Annotated in this window: 21 protein-coding genes; 2 read left to right on the forward strand and 19 right to left on the reverse strand. The window is 47.2% G+C overall.

The window, feature by feature from the left end; translation table 11 throughout:
- Nucleotides 1–3 precede the first annotated feature (3 nt).
- The 18 genes from ACXAH6_RS04355 to prmA all read right to left on the reverse strand — a co-directional run bounded on the left by ACXAH6_RS04355 (nucleotide 4) and on the right by prmA (nucleotide 15,102).
- Nucleotides 4–540 (reverse strand): outer membrane lipoprotein carrier protein LolA, encoded by a 537-nt coding sequence (locus ACXAH6_RS04355; protein WP_474875414.1) that lies wholly within the window; start codon nucleotides 538–540, stop codon nucleotides 4–6.
- On the reverse strand, nucleotides 540–965 hold the full coding sequence (locus ACXAH6_RS04360; protein ID WP_474875415.1) for an acyl-CoA thioesterase: 426 nt from the start codon (nucleotides 963–965) through the stop codon (nucleotides 540–542). Before ACXAH6_RS04360 ends, ACXAH6_RS04355 begins: the two co-directional genes overlap by 1 nt.
- Complete coding sequence (locus tag ACXAH6_RS04365; protein ID WP_474875416.1) at nucleotides 958–2,502, reverse strand: HAL/PAL/TAL family ammonia-lyase; 1,545 nt, start codon at nucleotides 2,500–2,502, stop codon at nucleotides 958–960. The genes ACXAH6_RS04360 and ACXAH6_RS04365 overlap by 8 nt, the downstream gene beginning before the upstream one ends.
- On the reverse strand, nucleotides 2,502–3,458 hold the full coding sequence (locus ACXAH6_RS04370) for an acyltransferase (protein WP_474875417.1): 957 nt from the start codon (nucleotides 3,456–3,458) through the stop codon (nucleotides 2,502–2,504). The genes ACXAH6_RS04365 and ACXAH6_RS04370 overlap by 1 nt, the downstream gene beginning before the upstream one ends.
- Nucleotides 3,455–4,198 (reverse strand): glycosyltransferase family 2 protein, encoded by a 744-nt coding sequence (locus ACXAH6_RS04375; RefSeq protein ID WP_474875418.1) that lies wholly within the window; start codon nucleotides 4,196–4,198, stop codon nucleotides 3,455–3,457. Before ACXAH6_RS04375 ends, ACXAH6_RS04370 begins: the two co-directional genes overlap by 4 nt.
- Nucleotides 4,191–4,547 carry an ApeI family dehydratase gene (locus ACXAH6_RS04380; protein ID WP_474875419.1) on the reverse strand — a complete coding sequence of 119 codons (357 nt, stop codon included), beginning with the start codon at nucleotides 4,545–4,547 and terminating at the stop codon, nucleotides 4,191–4,193. Before ACXAH6_RS04380 ends, ACXAH6_RS04375 begins: the two co-directional genes overlap by 8 nt.
- Nucleotides 4,544–5,890: an AMP-binding protein gene (locus ACXAH6_RS04385; protein ID WP_474875420.1), complete on the reverse strand. Its 1,347-nt coding sequence runs from the start codon at nucleotides 5,888–5,890 to the stop codon at nucleotides 4,544–4,546. The genes ACXAH6_RS04380 and ACXAH6_RS04385 overlap by 4 nt, the downstream gene beginning before the upstream one ends.
- A 1-nt stretch (nucleotide 5,891) precedes the next feature.
- Complete coding sequence (locus tag ACXAH6_RS04390; protein ID WP_474875421.1) at nucleotides 5,892–6,449, reverse strand: COG4648 family protein; 558 nt, start codon at nucleotides 6,447–6,449, stop codon at nucleotides 5,892–5,894.
- A complete protein-coding gene (locus ACXAH6_RS04395; protein ID WP_474875422.1) occupies nucleotides 6,449–6,697 on the reverse strand; it encodes an acyl carrier protein in 249 nt (82 codons plus the stop codon). The genes ACXAH6_RS04390 and ACXAH6_RS04395 overlap by 1 nt, the downstream gene beginning before the upstream one ends.
- A 3-nt stretch (nucleotides 6,698–6,700) precedes the next feature.
- Nucleotides 6,701–6,958, reverse strand: coding sequence for a phosphopantetheine-binding protein (locus tag ACXAH6_RS04400; protein WP_474875423.1), 258 nt, complete (start codon nucleotides 6,956–6,958; stop codon nucleotides 6,701–6,703).
- On the reverse strand, nucleotides 6,951–7,718 hold the full coding sequence (locus tag ACXAH6_RS04405) for a lysophospholipid acyltransferase family protein (RefSeq protein WP_474875424.1): 768 nt from the start codon (nucleotides 7,716–7,718) through the stop codon (nucleotides 6,951–6,953). Before ACXAH6_RS04405 ends, ACXAH6_RS04400 begins: the two co-directional genes overlap by 8 nt.
- Nucleotides 7,715–8,437, reverse strand: coding sequence for a beta-ketoacyl synthase chain length factor (locus ACXAH6_RS04410; RefSeq protein WP_474875425.1), 723 nt, complete (start codon nucleotides 8,435–8,437; stop codon nucleotides 7,715–7,717). Before ACXAH6_RS04410 ends, ACXAH6_RS04405 begins: the two co-directional genes overlap by 4 nt.
- 298 nt (nucleotides 8,438–8,735) lie before the next feature.
- Nucleotides 8,736–10,022 (reverse strand): phosphoribosylamine--glycine ligase, encoded by a 1,287-nt coding sequence (purD, locus tag ACXAH6_RS04415; RefSeq protein ID WP_474875426.1) that lies wholly within the window; start codon nucleotides 10,020–10,022, stop codon nucleotides 8,736–8,738.
- Between the two features lie 16 nt (nucleotides 10,023–10,038).
- Nucleotides 10,039–10,848: a class I SAM-dependent methyltransferase gene (locus ACXAH6_RS04420; protein WP_474875427.1), complete on the reverse strand. Its 810-nt coding sequence runs from the start codon at nucleotides 10,846–10,848 to the stop codon at nucleotides 10,039–10,041.
- A gap of 99 nt (nucleotides 10,849–10,947) precedes the next feature.
- On the reverse strand, nucleotides 10,948–12,546 hold the full coding sequence (purH, locus tag ACXAH6_RS04425; protein ID WP_474875571.1) for a bifunctional phosphoribosylaminoimidazolecarboxamide formyltransferase/IMP cyclohydrolase: 1,599 nt from the start codon (nucleotides 12,544–12,546) through the stop codon (nucleotides 10,948–10,950).
- Between the two features lie 95 nt (nucleotides 12,547–12,641).
- Nucleotides 12,642–12,935, reverse strand: coding sequence for a DNA-binding transcriptional regulator Fis (gene fis, locus ACXAH6_RS04430; protein ID WP_073317897.1), 294 nt, complete (start codon nucleotides 12,933–12,935; stop codon nucleotides 12,642–12,644).
- Between the two features lie 30 nt (nucleotides 12,936–12,965).
- The gene (dusB, locus tag ACXAH6_RS04435; protein ID WP_474875428.1) at nucleotides 12,966–13,964 is read right to left on the reverse strand and encodes a tRNA dihydrouridine synthase DusB; all 999 of its coding nucleotides are present in this window, start codon (nucleotides 13,962–13,964) and stop codon (nucleotides 12,966–12,968) included.
- A 259-nt stretch (nucleotides 13,965–14,223) separates the two neighbouring features.
- Nucleotides 14,224–15,102: a 50S ribosomal protein L11 methyltransferase gene (gene prmA / locus ACXAH6_RS04440; RefSeq protein WP_474875429.1), complete on the reverse strand. Its 879-nt coding sequence runs from the start codon at nucleotides 15,100–15,102 to the stop codon at nucleotides 14,224–14,226.
- 170 nt (nucleotides 15,103–15,272) lie between these two features.
- Here prmA and ACXAH6_RS04445 point away from each other — a divergent pair, with 170 nt between their 5' ends.
- Nucleotides 15,273–16,046 (forward strand): substrate-binding periplasmic protein, encoded by a 774-nt coding sequence (locus ACXAH6_RS04445; protein WP_474875430.1) that lies wholly within the window; start codon nucleotides 15,273–15,275, stop codon nucleotides 16,044–16,046.
- 161 nt (nucleotides 16,047–16,207) lie between these two features.
- Nucleotides 16,208–17,881 carry an amidase gene (locus ACXAH6_RS04450; RefSeq protein WP_474875431.1) on the forward strand — a complete coding sequence of 558 codons (1,674 nt, stop codon included), beginning with the start codon at nucleotides 16,208–16,210 and terminating at the stop codon, nucleotides 17,879–17,881.
- Between the two features lie 67 nt (nucleotides 17,882–17,948).
- Here the strand turns inward: ACXAH6_RS04450 and ACXAH6_RS04455 are convergent, their stop codons facing one another.
- On the reverse strand, nucleotides 17,949–18,242 hold the full coding sequence (locus ACXAH6_RS04455; protein WP_474875432.1) for a high-potential iron-sulfur protein: 294 nt from the start codon (nucleotides 18,240–18,242) through the stop codon (nucleotides 17,949–17,951).
- Nucleotides 18,243–18,319: the final 77 nt, after the last annotated feature.

The raw sequence follows: 18,319 nt of genomic DNA on the forward strand, positions 1-18,319 counted from the left end.
CCTTTATTGGGGCGCGAGCGTGATCACAGTGCGATTACCGCCACTGTCGTGCAAAGTTATCGACGATGAAAGATTGTCAGTGCACATCTCAATTTGACTGAACACCGATGCTAACGCTCCTTGTTTGGGAAGCAGTTGAGCACACGTATCACTCGTTGCAGAGATGCTGAAATGTGAGCGCAGTGCGGCAATATCACTCGAAAGCATGGCCGCAAGCACGGCAACAAAAGGTTGCGCGCCTTGTACCGGTTCTAACACACCGGCCGCGTTTGTCATGTTCACTTGACCGTTTCTGAACACTAAGCGTTGTTTTACTGGTGTTTCGGTTACCCATTCCAGCTCGTCTTGGGCCAGCACAAAGTACCCTTTTGACTCAAAGGGTTTGGACAATTTTGCAAAGTACTTTTGTTGTGTAAACCTGCCTTTCTCACCCATTTTTACAACGAAATTAGGGAGCGTGAGTTCGTCGCTTGTGTTTTGAGTTGCGGCCGCGCACAGTACGCTAAATAAGCCAGCAATAAGGCAGGCAAAAGCTCGCATTACAATACCTCTTTTAACCGTGTTAACAGAGCGTCAGGGCTGACAAACTGAAGTTCTTGAGATTGGATGTCAACGGCCACTTGAACGGTATAGGCCTTGGTAATGACTTTGCCTGACGCCTCATCAGTGATAAGATAATCAATTTTTATTCGGTTCTCATACTCTTTCAAATAGGCAGTGGCGACAATTTTCTGTGTAAACTTGGCTGAGGCGACATACTTAATTTGCATGTCGACAATAGGCCACATATAGCCAGATTCGACCATTTGTGGGTAGTCATAGTTAAACTTTCGCAGCAGTTCACAGCGCGCCACTTCTAAGTAGCGCGGGTAATTACCATGCCAAACCACGTTCATAGGGTCGCAATCATGGAATGGGATTTCAATGACAGCGTGTGCGCTTAGTAAACTCTTTCGGCTATTCATAAATGTTCCAGCGTTTTTGTTGAATGGCATCAACGGTGAAGCGCAGTAGATTGTCTAGCGGACGATCATCGACAAGCTTATCGAAAAAGCCAGTAATATCGTCGTACATTTCTACAACACCAGATGTTAACGCGTCTTTCGCGATTTCATCATTCTCAATGCGCAGTCTCAACCCTTGTACTGCGGCCAGTAAGGTACTGGCAATGACTTGCTCTGTGAGCTGTAATACACGTAATGCATCACGTGCCGCAATAGTCCCCATGCTCACTTTATCTTGATTATGGCACTCTGTTGAACGGGAAAAGACACTGGCTGGCATGGTGAGTTTAAGCGCTTCTGCTGTGTAAGCTGACGCGCCAATCTGGACCGCTTTAAAGCCGTGGTTGATGAAGCGTGTTGCTTCGTCGGCGCCGCTCAGATTCGACGGCAAACCATTGTTATAGCGAGTATCTACCAAGGAGGCGAGCTGGCGATCTGCCAAGTCTGCGAGGTTAGCAACCGCGGTTTTCAGTGTATCCATTGCCATTGCAATATGACCACCGTAAAAATGGCCGCCGTGCAGCACGTGTTCGCCTTCACCGTCGATTAACGGGTTGTCGTTGGCTGAATTGAGCTCATTTTCGATCAGGGTTCTTAGCCAAGGTAATGCGTCTGCGAGCACACCGATAACATGCGGTGCGCAACGAATAGAGTAGCGATCTTGAAGTCGCGACGAATTTTTCGGGTGCTTGTGATGATTAATATCTTGCCTGATCCAAGAGGCAATTTGTTGTTGGCCTCTGTGCGGTTTCAGTGAGAATAAGATGTCGTCAAAGTGATTGCTGTTGCCTTTGAGGGCTAAGCTACATAAAGCCGTTACCCGGCTGCACATTTGTTGCAGATAATTGGCTCGGTCAAAGGCTAAACAAGCGATTGCAGTCATTACTGCGGTGCCGTTCATTATTGCGAGGCCTTCTTTGGGGCGCAAGGTAATAGGGGATAGCCCTGCTAACGCTAAAGCTTGATCAGAGCGAAGTATTTGGCCATTTGCACAATAAACATCGCGCTCTCCGGCTAGCGCACCTGCCACATAAGAGAGCGGGGTTAAATCTCCACTTGCCCCGACAGAGCCTTCTTGGGGGATAACGGGAATAATATTGTTGTTAACCATGGCAACTAACAAATGGAGTAGGTCCCAACTTACACCAGAGTAGCCCTTCGCTAATGACGCTAAGCGCGCAGCTAATATTGCTTTGCCTTGAGTTTCAGTGAAAAAATCACCTAAACCACAGCCGTGGAAACGAGAAAGGTGAAGGGGTAATGCGTTGACGAGGTGCAGTGGCACACCACGTGTGACCGAATCACCGTAACCAGTTGTCACCCCATAGATAACGCCATCTTCTTCTAATAGCCGATCTAAAAATGCCACCGCGGTATCTATTTTACGTGTGAACTGCTCATCGTTGCTCAGTGATACATCGGCATGATTAGTGGCGATAGACACAATATCTTCTATCGATAATTGACTATTTCCAAAGACAATATTACGGCTTGTCATTATCTCTCCTTGGGTGTTGCTTGTCTTGCAACGTGTTCATCTTGTTGCCAAAAGTCATAAAAATTAAACCATTGCAAAGGATAAGCGAGCGCGTGATGTTCAAGTCGCGCAGCATAGGTATTAATGACATTAGCGAGTGTTTGTTTACGGGTTTTTCTCGGTAGCGACAACTGGTCACTGAAACGCTCAAAAATAACATGATAGCGCGCTTGCTGCTTGAAACAGAATAGCAAGTACACAGGGCATTCTAGTAATGCCGCAAGAATAAAGGGGCCTTGCGAAAACGGGGCGTCTTGGCCTAAGAAGGGGGCGTAACTTACCCTACCCGCTACTGATGTACTTGTTCTATCACCAACAATAACAAGCGATTCGCCCGCGTCTATTTTCTCCTTCAGCAAGATCATCAAATCGGGGCCGAGTTCACTGACCTCAATCATATTTATTCCCACATCAGGGTTTACTTTTTGCAGTAAAGCATTGAATTTAATAGCGTGTTGAGTGAATACCAACACATTGATCGGCGTGTTGTATTTGCTCGCATTCAGCGCTCGGCATACCTCAAGGTTGCCCAAATGCGAGCCAATAAAAATGGCGCCGCGTTTATCCTGGTTCAGCGCTTGGAATAGCTCTGGGTTAGTATAATGAATGTCTTCTGAGGTGATTTTTCCCAGCCATGCATCAACTTTATCAAATGCGGAATTAGCAAACGATAAGAAGTGTTGATAACCAACCCAAAAGCCAGTGGGTGTGGCAGGCTTAACGGCTTTTACGCGTTGTAAAAAGGAGGCAGAAGCCTGACGAGCGTGGGTGCCGGTAACGTAAAAATAAAAAACAACGGGAGACAGTACCAATAACAACACGCGACGCCCGGCTAATTTGTAGATAGCCAACAACAGGCGCATACCAAACACACTGCCTCGTTCTTGTATATTGGACCAATGGGTTGAGTGCGTCATTCGTGCCGTGTCCACTTACGCGCTAATAACTTGGGGATGCGCGGTAACATGCCAAAAAACAAGCGTGTATGCATCCAAGAAATCAACACATTGTCTTTAACTAGTTTAAAGTGAGAAGCTCCGTCTTCTGGGTATATCACCTTAGTGGGATGGAAAATCACCCTTTCCCCTTGCCAATACAGTCGAACTAAGATTTCGATGTCGAAATCCATTCTTTTTCCGAGCGAGGTTTTATCCATTAACTGGATACAGGCTTTTAATGGATACACTCTAAAACCACACATGGTATCGGCCAGCGAGGTTGAAAGGGTTTCGATACAAACCCAAAAATGCGTAATATACCGACTGATAAAACGGTGCTTGGGAATGCTGTCATCAAACAATGGCTTGCCGCTTACCACCGCTTGAGGATGCTGTTGGCTGATAGCCAACATGGCACTAATGTCACTGATACAATGCTGGCCATCTGCGTCGACTTGTATTGCGTAGTCAAAGCCTTGTTTAAAAGCGGCCAATAAACCGGTTTGCACCGCGCCGCCCTTCCCTTGGTTGTGTTCATGGCGAAGTAGGGTTACATGTTGATGGCTTGCAGCCACCGCTTGTAATACGTGTTGGGTTTCCTCTGCACTGCCATCATCAATCAACAGTACGGGTAAATTGAACTCGCTGAGTTGCTCGATAACGTGTTCAATATGTTGGTGATGATTGTAATTGGGAATGATAAAGCAATACTTACTCACAGACTTTAACCCTTCCTGAGGCATGTACGCCTAATGCAGATGAATAACTAAACGTGAATTTATTCGCCGCTTTTTTTGTCAGTGACAAGGTCAACTCAGTATTAGGTGGAATCACAACCTGAAATTTAAGTACCTCTACACTCTCTACAACATGTGAAGTCAACGACAGATGTTCGAATGCGTATTGTACCGCCCAATGCAACTGCACAACGCCCGCGAGAATAGGCTGTTGTGGAAAGTGACCAGCAAAATAGTCGAGCGACTCATCGGCGAATATTTGAAGATTCGCGCCGGCTTCTGTGTGCTCAACTGAGCGTACTTGAGGCGTAATATGGTGAAGGGTTGTCAAAATAAAGCCTCCAATTCTGACGCGATCAATTTGCCCTGAGAGTTATACGGTAGTGCAGTCACTACACGCCACTTTTTGGGCAAACAAACGAGTTCAAACTGCTGCAATAAATGGGTTTTAAGAGTTTGGGTGAGGTGTCGTTTACCCTGTTCTTCCAATGCTTGTACACCAGAAGTGGTTAATGTAACAACCACCGCTAATTGCGCTCTTTGGCCGTTGAGCATAAGTAGTCGACATTCTTGAATCCATGCATTGTCGCGTAAACACGACTCCATATGTTCTAGATCTACCCGTTTGTCTTCTACTTTCACGGTACGGTCGGCCCGCCCCAATAAAGTAAACTCCCCTTTTTCATTTAATGCACCTTTGTCATCAAGTGTACGTGAAGGCTCTGACAGATAAATGGATTGCAGTATGAGTCGTTGGTCATGGGCGTGGTGACTCAGTGTAATGCCTGCAAAAGGCTGCCAATATTCATTGCCGTTTATCACTTGTCGATGTGCAATCCCACCCGTTTCGGTGCTGCCGTATATTTGGGTTACGGGCACATTGAGTTGCTGCATGATCATTTTTGCACAGGCGTCGGCTAATGGCGCACCGGAAGACAGCAGCATCGCTATTTTTTGTTGGTAATCGATGAGCACATTATCGAGACAAAGGCGTTGCAAAAAAGCTGGGCTACATACCAAAATAGCACGTTGTACGTTAGCCTTTTGACACTGCGCCAAGATATCTTCTGGAAACAAACATTGGGGCAGAATGCACGCGCCCTGTTTGAGAGGAACGAGCAGCTTAAACAACAACCCATAGATATGCTGGTGTGACACCGTACTGATAAAGTGCGATGCAGCCATGTCAAAATGCTCAAGCAGGTTGTCGACTTCTCGGTTTATCTGCCACCAATGTTTCTCAATTGGCTTTGCCATGCCACTGGAGCCAGACGTAAAAAATGTTAACGTCGATGTTTCTGGCCAGTGAATTTCATCATCTAGGTGAAGTGCATCTTGGTTGTCAGTAACCAAGGATTCAATATTGAACAAGCTGTCAGGGCACTCAACCGTACCCGAAAACCCGCTGGCGAACTGACTCAATTGCGCCAATGTATCGGGCTGTGGATTGGGGGGGAGCACCACGTTGACATTTTCTTGTGCAAGGGCAAAAAGACGGACTGAAAACTCATATGGACAAGGGCTGAATAGCAACACTGAGGTTGGCGCGTTGTTTTGTGCCAGCCAAGCTTTCACCTTGGCTCTGTATAAGTTGACAGCCTGTTGCCATTGCGAAAATGAAATCGAGTGTTCATTCAGCAGAAACAATACTGCCTTGTTAACTTGAGAGAACACGTTACGCCTCTTTGATCTTTATAATTTGTCTAACTAGCCATTCACCGGCAAAAAGGCAACCGATTGCGATATACGCAATAAACCCATTGTAAAATGTCCACGCTTCCCATGTCAGGAAAGCCGCGGTGTAGGCACTGATAGTTGCATTAACAGCAAAGAATACGCACCATACTTTAGTAACCTTCCGGGTATAGTGCACACCGCGCTCGGGCAGGTCGGGCTCTTTCAATCGCGCCAACCGTTCTATCATGGATTGCTTTTGCCTCAATGACAGTGCAAATATTGCCAGCAATCCGAGGTTGATAAGGATGGGATAGGCTTTAATACCAAACGAGGTGTTGTGGGTAACACTCGTCAGCAGAATTAAGCAACTTGCGCCAAGTACAAGCTTCATCGCTTTGGGAAACGGTGATGTTTGTAACACGAGCCTAGCAACGAGTATCGAAAATAACACTAGCGCCAACCAACGGGCATCAAAAAGCTGGATGCCAAAATATACCACCACAGGGTAAAATATGGCGATAAGCATAGACGCCCACAGTAGCGCTCGTTTCATCATTATGAATTAATGAGTTTATCAACTTCGTTGATAACGTCTTGCACTGTGCGTACTTTTTTGAAGGCTTCGGCTTCAATTTTCTTGCCAGTGATTTCGCGTAGTTTTACAACCAAGTCAATCGCATCAATGCTGTCTAGATCTAGGTCCTGATATAAGTTCGCTTCAGCGTGAATGTCGTCTGCTTCAATTTCAAAGTCTTCAACAAGCACGTCCGAGAGCATTTGGAAAATTTCGTCTTGTGTTTTCATAATTTATTGCTTTTGTGTTTCTATAAAGGCGGCCAAGCTGTTGATCGTAGCGAAGTGAGCTTTGGTTTCTGCTGAATTCGCGTCTATTTTCACATCAAAGTGTTTTTTCAATGCAAGGCCTAATTCCAAAGCATCAATGCTATCGAGCCCTAATCCGTCAATAAACAGGGGTTCTTCATCGACAATGTCTTCCGGCGTGATGTCTTCTAAATCGAGCGTTTCGATGATGAGTGTTTTTAGTTCGAGCTTTAACTCACTCATATTGCTGTACTTCCTTAGTTAAAAATTCTTCAAGCACACGCGTGTAATGACGCGTGTCTTTACTTATTGTTGTTGTTGTTTGGGGTCGAGGGGCATTGTTACTCACTGCCACACTAAAGGTAAATCGTTTTTCTGGCACCTGATACCACTGTTTATCTTTTGTGAGTGTGGTTGGGAATACGCGAATATTGAGGATGACTACGTCGGCCTGACATCGCAGGGCTACGCTGGCCGCTCCGCGTTGTAATTTGGGTGGATGCCCAGGGGTGGTTCGTGTGCCCTCAGGAAAAATAATGAGATTGTTGCCTTTGTTGAGTGTTTGCTCACAGGCGAGTAAAACAGCTTCGGGATCGCCGTTACTTATATAGCCCGTAGCCTTGATGATTTGGCGCATAAATGGGTTTCGTAACAATGCTGATTTGATCACACAATCGGCATTGGGGATCAACGAAATAAGCACCACTACGTCGATCAAAGACGGGTGATTTGCCATCACCAACTTGCCTTTCAATGAAGCCAAGTACTCACGGTCTTTGATGGTAAATTTTGCTACCCCTAACGCGGCCATAATGGCGAGAAAAAAGCCAAAGGTACGTTGAACCAAATGACGTGAAATTCGTTGGCGTTTTTCTTTTTCTCTAATCGTCAGGTTTAAAATAGGAATAACCGTGATAGACAACAACAGGCCGCCCAAACCAAATGTTGAAAAGCACACTCCAGTAGCAAATACTCGCCAGAGGTAATTCAGTGATTTCATCATTGTACCACCTCCAATTGCCAGGCAGTTGTCTCGCTACTAAGCGTAATACATTGATGATGGGCAGAGTGTTGTGCCATAAATTGTATAGCGAATGGTGCTTGAGGCGAAGTTTTTGCACCTGCTGTTTTGCGCGTTAAACGGTACGTACTGTTGTCTGTTGGGTGGGTATTTATCACCATCGCTATTGCGTAGCTTTCTTGAGACTCACCGGCAAATGTATCAAAAGGTACGGGCATGGCTTGGTCTACTAAAACAAATAAAACTGGCTCGTTGTGCGCTGCTGACCGCACACTCGCCTCGATAAGCCCCATAATGAAGGTATTCTCGCCAGCCGCTATGGTTGTACTAGGTTGTTCGTTTTTGCTTAGTATTGAGAACAGCCCTGACACGGCATTGTGTACCGATAAACTAAACTCTGTAGGCGACAGCGCCTCTTTGCGAGCAAGATCAGTGAGTAAGCGTGATGTCTTCGTTAGATCGCCATGACGAGAAGCAAAAACAGACTGTAATGGCGTGTCGAGATTATTTGTGACTTCATGAGCACAATGAAGTGCCATTTTCATAAAAGGCGAGAGGCGACGGCGTTGCATAGGAGGAACCCATTCTAACTTCGGCCACCCTTTTGCATCTAATGCTGGTAATGCAGATGTGGGCGATTCAGCGCTGCTTTTACCAAATTGCCAGGAGGCAATATCACTAATAGTAAAACACACATCCATTTTGACAATTATCTTCCCGCTGATCTTTTATCTATATCACGACGTGGCGCACATCTCTGGCGCTTTCTTAGGCTCGGGATAATAGCATTTGCGGTGAATTGAGTCTATACAGCTCGACGTATCATGTTTTACGGTTTTTTAGGTGAGTTAGAGTATTTTACCCTTTGTTTCGCAACATAAAGGCTCATTTTTATGGTTTTTCACTCAGTGTGCTGAGTGGCTACGCATTCACGAGTAATTCATGAGGAATAGAAAAAAGGCGGTGTTATCACCGCCTTGTCTATATAGTCAGGTTTGGTTAGCCGTTCTCACGAGCAATAGCGCGGTACGCAATGTCGTTGCGATAGTACACATCTTGCCAGCTAATGGCTTTGGTGAGCTTATACGCTTGAGCTTGAGCTTCGGTCACGGTGTTACCTAGTGCGGTTGCACAAAGTACACGGCCGCCGTTAGTCACGACTTTGCCGTCTTTCAAAGATGTGCCAGCATGGAAGACTTTACCGTCGAGTTCTGCAGCGGCGTCTAAGCCGGAAATTACATCGCCTTTGTTGTAGTCAGCCGGGTAACCACCCGCCGCTAACACCACACCTACCGCAGCACGGGGGTCAAAGTTGATGGTTTTGCCTGCTAGTTCGCCTTTACATGCGTCTATGCAAAGCTCAACAATGTCGCTTTGCAAACGCAACATGATTGGCTGTGTTTCTGGATCACCAAAACGACAGTTGTATTCAATCACTTTTGGCGTGCCATCGGCCATGATCATCAAGCCCGCATACAAAAAGCCAACGTAGGGATAACCCTCTTCGGCCATACCCGCAACGGTTGGGTTAATGACTTCATCCATAATGCGCTGGTGGATGTCTGGTGTAACAACCGGTGCAGGAGAGTATGCACCCATACCGCCTGTATTCGGGCCAGAGTCGCCGTCACCCATGCGTTTGTGGTCTTGGCTGGTGGCAAAAGGCGCCACATTTTTACCATCGACCATCACGATGAACGAGGCTTCTTCGCCATCAAGGAATTCTTCGATAACGACACGGCTGCCGGCATCACCAAACGCATTCCCCGCCAACATATCGCGAATGGCCTCTTCGGCTTCTTCCAGCGTCATGGCCACAATCACGCCTTTACCTGCCGCTAAGCCATCGGCTTTAACTACAATCGGCGCACCCTTTTCTCGCACATAAGCAATAGCTGGGTCGATTTCAGTAAAGTTTTGATAGTCTGCAGTTGGGATATTGTGGCGTGCTAAAAAGTCTTTGGTAAAGGCTTTAGAGCCCTCTAGTTGTGCCGCACCTTCGGTTGGGCCAAAGATAGTTAACCCTTCAGCTTGGAACGCGTCAACAACACCAATTACCAGTGGCGCTTCTGGACCAACAATGGTCAGTTCAACGGCTTGCGCTTTTGCAAACGCGAGTAAACCTGCAACGTCTGTGGCTGAAATGTCCACATTGGTCAGTTTGGGTTCAATTGCTGTCCCCGCATTGCCCGGCGCAACAAACACCTCTGTTACTTGTTGAGATTGTGCTGCTTTCCAAGCCAGCGCATGTTCGCGGCCACCGCCGCCAATTACCAATACTTTCATTAATTTTGTCCGTAACCTATTCGGGTTTTACAAATTTAAGGGTCATTCGGTCGCTTTCACCAATCGCCAAATAGTGGGCTTGGTTTTCTTCACCTAAACGCAAACTTGGTGGTAATGTCCACACGCCGCGAGGGTGGTCTGTGGTGTCCAGTGGGTTAGCATTCACTTCGCTACTTGCTGCTAAGGTAAAGCCCGCTTTTTCCGCAGCGGCAATGACTACTGATGCTTTCATGTAACCACTGCGCTCTTGAGCGCTGTCGTCGGCCGATTCTGGCAAACGGTGATCCACTACACCTAATACACCACCTGGCTTTAAGGCTTTGTAGAAAGATGCAAACGCGGCTTCAATGCTTTTTTCTTTCTCACCCATATACCAGTTGTGAACATTGCGGAAGGTAAGCACAGCATCAACTGAGCCAGCGGGGGCAATGTCTGTGGCTTTTTGAGGGTGGAACGCACTGAGCGTGATGTTTTTATACGGTGGGTAGTTAGCGAGCTTCTCTTTAAAGCTCTTTAAAGAGCGAGCATAGTAGCCTTCGTCACTCTCAACATAAAAGTGAGCGGCGATTAACTCACCATTTTCAGCCAGTAGCGGCGCTAGAATATCGGTATACCATCCACCACCGGGCCAAATCTCAACCACGGTCATGTTGGGCTCAATGCCAAAAAAGCGCAAGGTTTGTTGTGGGTGACGATATTCATCGCGCACCTTGGCTTGTGCTGGGCGATCACTAGATGCAACCGCATCGGTAATCGCATCAGCAGACACCTGCAACGCACTGGTACTTAATACTGTAGCTAACATCCAACGGCTAAATGTAGACATCACTTATCCTCGATTGATGATTGATTCAGCAACCAGCGTAACACAATCCCAACGAATAGGATTGTGTTACTTTTACGTCATGGTTGTGACGGTATGAGCTTAGTGTCTGAAGTGACGCATGCCAGTGAACACCATAGCAATATCGTGTTCGTCAGCAGCTGCGATGACTTCTTCATCACGCATTGAACCGCCTGGCTGGATAACGGCTTTAATGCCTGCAGCAGCCGCCGCGTCGATTCCATCACGGAATGGGAAGAAGGCATCAGATGCCATTACCGAGCCTGCAACTTCTAGGTTTTCGTCAGCGGCTTTAATACCGGCTATTTTGGCCGAATAAACACGGCTCATCTGGCCTGCGCCCACACCAATAGTCATGCTGTCTTTGCAGTACACAATGGCGTTTGATTTCACGTATTTCGCTACTTTCCAGCAGAACAATAGGTCTTTGAGTTCAGCTTCAGTAGGTTGGCGTTTGCTCACTACTTGAAGGTCTTCTTGTTCAACCATGCCGAAGTCGCGTTCTTGAACCAGCAAACCACCGTTAACGCGTTTGAAGTCATAACCGTCGGTCAATTGGCCTGCCCAGCTGCCGCAAGCAAGTAGGCGCACGTTCTTCTTCGCGGCTACTACTTCAACCGCTGCATCAGAAATAGTGGGGGCAATGATCACTTCTACAAACTGACGGTCGATAATTGCTTTGGCTGTATCTGCATCTAATTCGCGGTTGAACGCAATGATGCCACCAAACGCAGACGTTGGGTCGGTTTTGTAGGCGCGGTCATAGGCTTCGAGGATCGTATCACCCAGCGCAACACCACAAGGGTTTGCGTGTTTTACGATAACACAAGCCGGTTCTTCAAACTCTTTTACACACTCAAGTGCAGCGTCAGTGTCAGCGATGTTGTTGAACGACAACTCTTTACCTTGAAGCTGAGTAGCAGTCGCCACAGATGCTTCTTGAATCTGGTTCTCAACGTAAAATGCTGCGCTCTGGTGGCTGTTTTCACCGTAGCGTAAGTCTTGCTTCTTGGTCATTTGTACGTTGTAAGTACGTGGGAATTCACTGTGTTCGTGATCGCAATCTTCTTCACACTCAGTGCTTTCCAATCGCGCGCCGAAATAGTTAGCAATCATGCCGTCGTATTCAGCCGTGTGCTCGAATGCTTTAATCGCCAAATCGAAACGCGTAGCGTACGTTAATGAGCCGTTGTTCTCACCCATTTCAGCAAGCACACGAGTATAGTCGTTCGCATTTACCACAATCGTGACATCTTTGTGGTTTTTCGCAGCAGCGCGCACCATGGTAGGGCCGCCAATATCGATGTTCTCAATTGCGTCTTCAAGTGTGCAATCGTCTTTTGCTACGGTTGCGGCGAACGGATATAGGTTAACTACAACTAGGTCGATGACCGAAATGTTGTTCTCTTCCATCACACCTTCATCTTTACCGCGACGACCTAAGATACCGCCGTGGATTTTTGGATGAAGGGTTTTTACACGACCGTCCATAATTTCAGGGTGACCAGTATGGTCTGACACTTCAATGACAGGTAGACCTTGCTCGGCGAGCAACTTGGCCGTACCGCCTGTAGAAAGCAGTTCAACGCCGGCGTTATGCAGAGCTTGGGCAAGATCTACAATACCGGTTTTATCAGAGACACTTAATAAAGCACGTTTAATGGGTTTTGGCGTTTGCATAGTGGTTTCTTGCTGTAGGCTAACTTGAGTTAATAAAGAGTAGAACAAAAAAGAGCACCTATTGGTGCTCTTGGAGTGGGCAAAGCCCGGAATTCTTAGTTCATGCCGTATTGCTTAAGCTTCTTGCGAAGTGTGCCACGGTTGATACCCATCATGATGGCAGCGCGTGTTTGGTTGCCGCGGGTGAAGGTCATGACTTCTTCTAGTAGCGGCGCTTCAACTTCAGCCAGTACCAATTCGTACAGGTTGTCGATGTTTGTGTTGTCCAGCTGCTTAAGATACTTGTTAACTGCTTGCTTAACTGAGTCGCGCAATGGCTTTTGCGCTTGAGTTTGAGAAGGCGTTGTTACAGTAGTCGTAAAAGGAGATGTCACGTTTTGATCGAACATAATACAATTTTGCTCTTTTGTTAGTCAGTACTAAGCTGCGGGTGAAATCTGTCGGGTTTCACCGCGACGCAGCGCGTTAAAATAAGTGTCAATAGCCATTAGCTGGGCATCTGCCTGCTCGATTGCATTGAATTGTTTGCGGAAGTTGCGATCCGTATCGTGTTCCGACAAATACCAGCCTACGTGTTTACGAGCAATGCGAACGCCGTTCACACCACCGTAAAACGCTTGCACGTTGGTTATATGCTCTTGCAATACCTGATGTTGCTCATCCAGAGTTGGACTTGCGAGTAATTCGCCAGTTTCCAGGTAATGGCGAATTTCTCGGAATATCCAAGGGTTACCTTGAGCGCCTCGCCCAACCATAACGCCGTCTACACCAGTGTATGTCAGCACTTCCTTGGCTTTTTGCGGTGAAGTGATATCGCCATTCGCGATGACAGGAATCGAAACCGCCGCTTTGATTGCGCGAATGGTGTCGTATTCAGCTTCACCCTTGTACATACAAGCTCGGGTTCGCCCATGAACCGCAAGCGACTGTATGCCGTTTTGCTCAGCAATGGTGGCAATATCGACACCATTGCGATTTTCTGTGTTCCAGCCAGTGCGTATTTTTAAGGTCACAGGTACATCAACTGCGTTAACAACGGCCTTCACAATTGACTCAACCAACTCGGGGTACTGCAACAAGGCAGAGCCCGCGAGCTTTTTGTTTACCTTTTTCGCCGGACAGCCCATATTAATATCAATAATCTGAGCACCATTACTGACGTTGAAGCGCGCGGCTTCTGCCATTAGCTCTGGGTCCGCACCCGCAATTTGCACAGAGCGAATACCTTCTTCGCCACTGTGGTCCATTCGCTGCATCGATTTGGCAGTGTTCCACACACGTGGATTACTCGACAACATTTCAGATACAACTAACCCTGCGCCCATGCGTTTGCAGAGCTGTCTGAATGGACGATCCGTGACGCCCGCCATAGGCGCAAGCATCAAATTGTTTTCAAGCGTGTAACTACCAATCCGCATAATAAACAAACAATAATTGCGCGAAAAATAACCGCATGGCTAAAACGGGGCGCTAAGTGTACGTGTTTTCGCAAGCCTTGAAAAGGCTAAAAATCACACAAAATTTCGCTCGGAGGGCTTGACAAAATGGGCTTCCGTTGACCAAGTTACACTTCTATGACAGGAATAGTGTAGTGAAATCAATGAGCTTGGTGATGTTTGATGAAAGACTATGCAGACATAGCTCAATGACTAGTCTGCATAAATTTGAGACGAATGGTTAGATTTTCACCCCTGAAACCCGTGCCCATTCGCCCTCAATCGCACTCTTTTCAAGGGTTAAATCGGTCTGATAGGCGGTTTCGATGCGTTGAACCTGTTCGGCGAGTATGCCAGACAACACAATTTTACCGCCTGAGCGGCAATAACCCGTAATCACTGGTTGAAGGTCTAGTAACGGGCCAGACAAAATATTGGCCATCACCATATCGGCTTCGAGCGTTGGTTGGTGTTCAGGTAGATACACTTCGAGTCGGTCATCAACACCATTGCGTTTGGCATTTTCGGTGGAAGCCAGCAGTGCTTGAGGGTCGATATCGATACCAATCACGCGTTTGGCTCCTAATTTCAGTGCGGCAAGGGCCAAAATGCCAGAGCCACAGCCGAAATCGACAACGGTTTTACCTTCAAGGTCTTGGCTGTCGAGCCAACGTAAACACAATGCGGTTGTTGGGTGAGTACCAGTACCAAATGCTAGGCCCGGGTCAAGCATCACATTCACCGCATCGGGATCGGGAATGTCACGCCAGCTTGGGCAGATCCACAAACGTTCGCCAAATTGCATTGGATGAAAGTTATCCATCCATTCGCGCTCCCAGTCTTTATCTTCGAGTGGGTCAATTTTGTGGTTAAAGTTTTTACCCAGAATTTTGGCTTGTTCAAGGCGTTTTACAATAGCTGCCATATCGTCGGTGGCTTCGTATAACCCCACTACTTGGGTATCTGGCCAGAGCATGACTTCGCCAGGTTTTGGTTCATACATGGGCGTGTCTTTGGCGTCGACGAACGTCACGGCCTGCGCCCCATTGGCGGACAACATTTCACCAATTTGTTCGGCTTTTTCTGCTTCCGTATTAATCTTTAGTTGTAACCAAGGCATTTCTTGCTACCTAAACGTTGATCTTTGCCGCTAGTGTAGCAAGGATTAGGAATAGGCAAAATCAGATGCTGGTTTTGCGGTGTCTAAATTATGCAACGGCTTCCTTTTTTTGTTTGAAAAAGTCTTTGTGTTTCAAAATGCTATGGGTGGCTTTCTGTGTTGGGTGAATCATGCGATTAATCGCGATATTGACACTTTCTTTGATGATTGTGGGCCATGCTTCGGCCAGAGAGGTAGAGGTACTGGCGGGGTGGACTAAGCCTCCCTACATTGTCGCAGACACACAAAGTGGCTTTGAATTGGATTTGGTCAACGCAATTTTAAAAGAGCTTGGGCACGAAATGACGCCTATTTTCGTACCATTTGGCCGCACTGCTGCGCTACTGAAAAGCCACAGCGCTGACATTGGCCTCACCATGAACGAAAGGCATGATATTGACCCAGCGGTGTTTAGTCGTGTTTATGTGGTGTATCAAAATGCTGCTATTACCTTGCACCGTAGGCATATTCAGCTCGACGCTATCGGTGATCTAAGCCCATACAGTATTGTGGCTTTTCAAACCGCTCACGTTGTTCTGGGGCCTGAATTTGGACGTTTGATTGAACAGCATGGCGCCTATCTGGAAATGCCTCAGCAAGCGCGTCAAGCGAGCTTATTACTCCATGGAAGTGTCGATGTGGCCATAATGGACCGGCATATTTTCGGCTATTTAAAGCATCAAATGCCGAAAGCGTTTCAAAGTGAAACCGATATACATCCCTTGTTTCCTGTGAGTGCGTATCGGGCTGGTATTCTCGACCCGACGTTGCGTGAGGGTTTTAACCGCGTATTGACGGAAATGATCAAAGACGGTCGTTATCAAGCGTTGCTCGACAAGTACGCGCTGACTAATTTGTTCAATAAGCTAGACCCAGTCTCACAACAACCGTTGGCGTCGCAATAACCGGCTGTAATTGCGTTATGGCCTAATGCGCCGTGGTTTTACACTTAAAAAAAGAAAGCGCTGCTGGAAACTTGTACAAGTGAGTGGGCTGTGTCATGGTGAATTTTGACATAATAAACTTATGTTACTTGATGTGACGTAATGATAATAAGGACGGCACCATGTTAACTCACACCGCTTTGGGGAGAGCAAAGCCTGGCACTGCTATCGCGTTGACTTTAGCTTCACTCCTCTCGTTGTCTGGTTGTGGTGATCCCACCACTCACTCCGCTGAACAACAGGTACAAGCAGCGCTAACCACATCCCAAGCTACACTCGCTTGGCTTGATGCCTCAGCACAAGCACAGGCTCAAGCCATCGCTAACAGCCAACTCAACTCCGCAGATTTAGTACAGGGTTATCTTACTCGTATTGAACAGGTGGATGGCAAGATAAACAGTATTTTGCGTCTTAATCCTCATGCTCTCGATGAAGCGAAAAAGTTAGACGCGCTTCGTGATAAGGGCGACATTCTCGGGCCGCTCCACGGCATCCCCGTTTTGGTGAAAGACAACATTGAAACCAAAGAGTTACCCACCACCGCAGGCTCTATTGCGTTACTTAATAATAACACGCACCGCGACGCCCCCATTATCGCGCAATTGCGCGCTGCTGGCGCCATTATTCTAGGCAAGACCAACCTCTCTGAATGGGCAAATTTTCGTTCTGAGTCGTCTATTAGTGGTTGGAGTGCCGTCGGTGGGCTAACTCGCAACCCTCATATGCTGAATCGATCTGCTTGTGGTTCGTCATCAGGCTCTGGTGCTGCCATGGCGGCGCGCTTGAGTTCACTGGCCATTGGCTCAGAAACCAATGGCTCTATTATTTGCCCAAGCGCTATGAACGGCGTTGTGGGTTTTAAACCCACGGTAGGGTTATTGTCTCGCACACACATTGTGCCGATTTCAAGTACACAAGATACCGCCGGACCTATGGTGCAAACCGTAGTAGACGCAGCATTAATGGCAGACGTAATGGCTTCGGTTGACCCAAATGATGTCGCTACACAGTCTGATGCGCGGCCCACGATGTCTTTGATACCGACCTCTGCCGATTTAAACGGGATGACCATCGGTGTTGCGCGTTTTGCCCAAGGTGATAACCCTGATATTGTGGCGGCATTTAATGCAAGCTTGGCCTATCTTGAGCAACAAGGCGCTACCTTGGTCGATATTGAGGCGTTTTCGTTGGAGAGCGAGTTCTGGGGCCATTCCTATCACGTGTTACTTGCTGAGTTTAAAGACACCATTGCCGACTACTTACACAGTAGCCCAGCCGATATTCCTGCCCGAGATTTAGCGAGCTTAATCGCGCTTCACAAGCAAAGTGAACGTGAACTAAGCCTGTTTGATGTGTCAATTTTTGAAAAGGCTCAAGCCACTGAAGGTACAACGGGTGAGCAGTATCAAACGGCTTTGGCGTATGTAAGAAATGCCACTCGTACAGAGGGCTTAGATAAGCTACTGGCCGACAATCAAGTGGATGTTATCGTGGCGCCGAGCAATAACCCAGCGTTTATGATTGATGCCGTTTACGGCGACCACTCACCGGTTGGCTTCTTAGGCATTGGTTATTTGGCGGCCATTGCCGGTTACCCCCATGTGACTATTCCCATGGGCAAAGTATCAGGCTTACCCGTCGGCTTTAGTGTACTAGGTGGCCAGTGGCAAGACGCCAAAGTACTACAAGTGGGATATGGATTAGAGCAGGCAAGAGAGGTGGATATGACGCCGCATTTCTGGTCTTCTCGTTTTGATGACCCTGAGCTTAATGCGCCCGCACAGCCGCTGAATTAAAACACGCAGGCGTGTGTTTGCAAGCCTGCGATGTTCTTTAAGTGTTCAACGCAAATTATGCCAGGAACTAGCCTGGCTTTTTAACCCAAGCACTGCACCAGCCGTTGGCATTCACATTTTTGCCGGGGAAAATGGCACAAGGGCGCCAATCATCACCGTCTTTGCCCTGAATGTACATACAACCAGCGCACTTAGCGCCTTCTGTTGTCGACTTGTTTGTGTATTTCAGTGCTTTGGCTGTGGGGTCATTTACTGAAATACGTTCTTGAGCTTGCGCTTGTAATGCAACGCCACCTAAAGTGATGCCGATTAACGCACTACCTGATAATTTAAGAAAATCGCGACGGTTGACCACACTCATAGTTAACTCCCGTAAAACAGTAAACAAAAATGATTCTTTTTTATTAAGGTCTTAAAACGCAAAAACCTGCCAAATGC

The organism is Alteromonas sp. ABE4_545, from assembly GCF_056161325.1.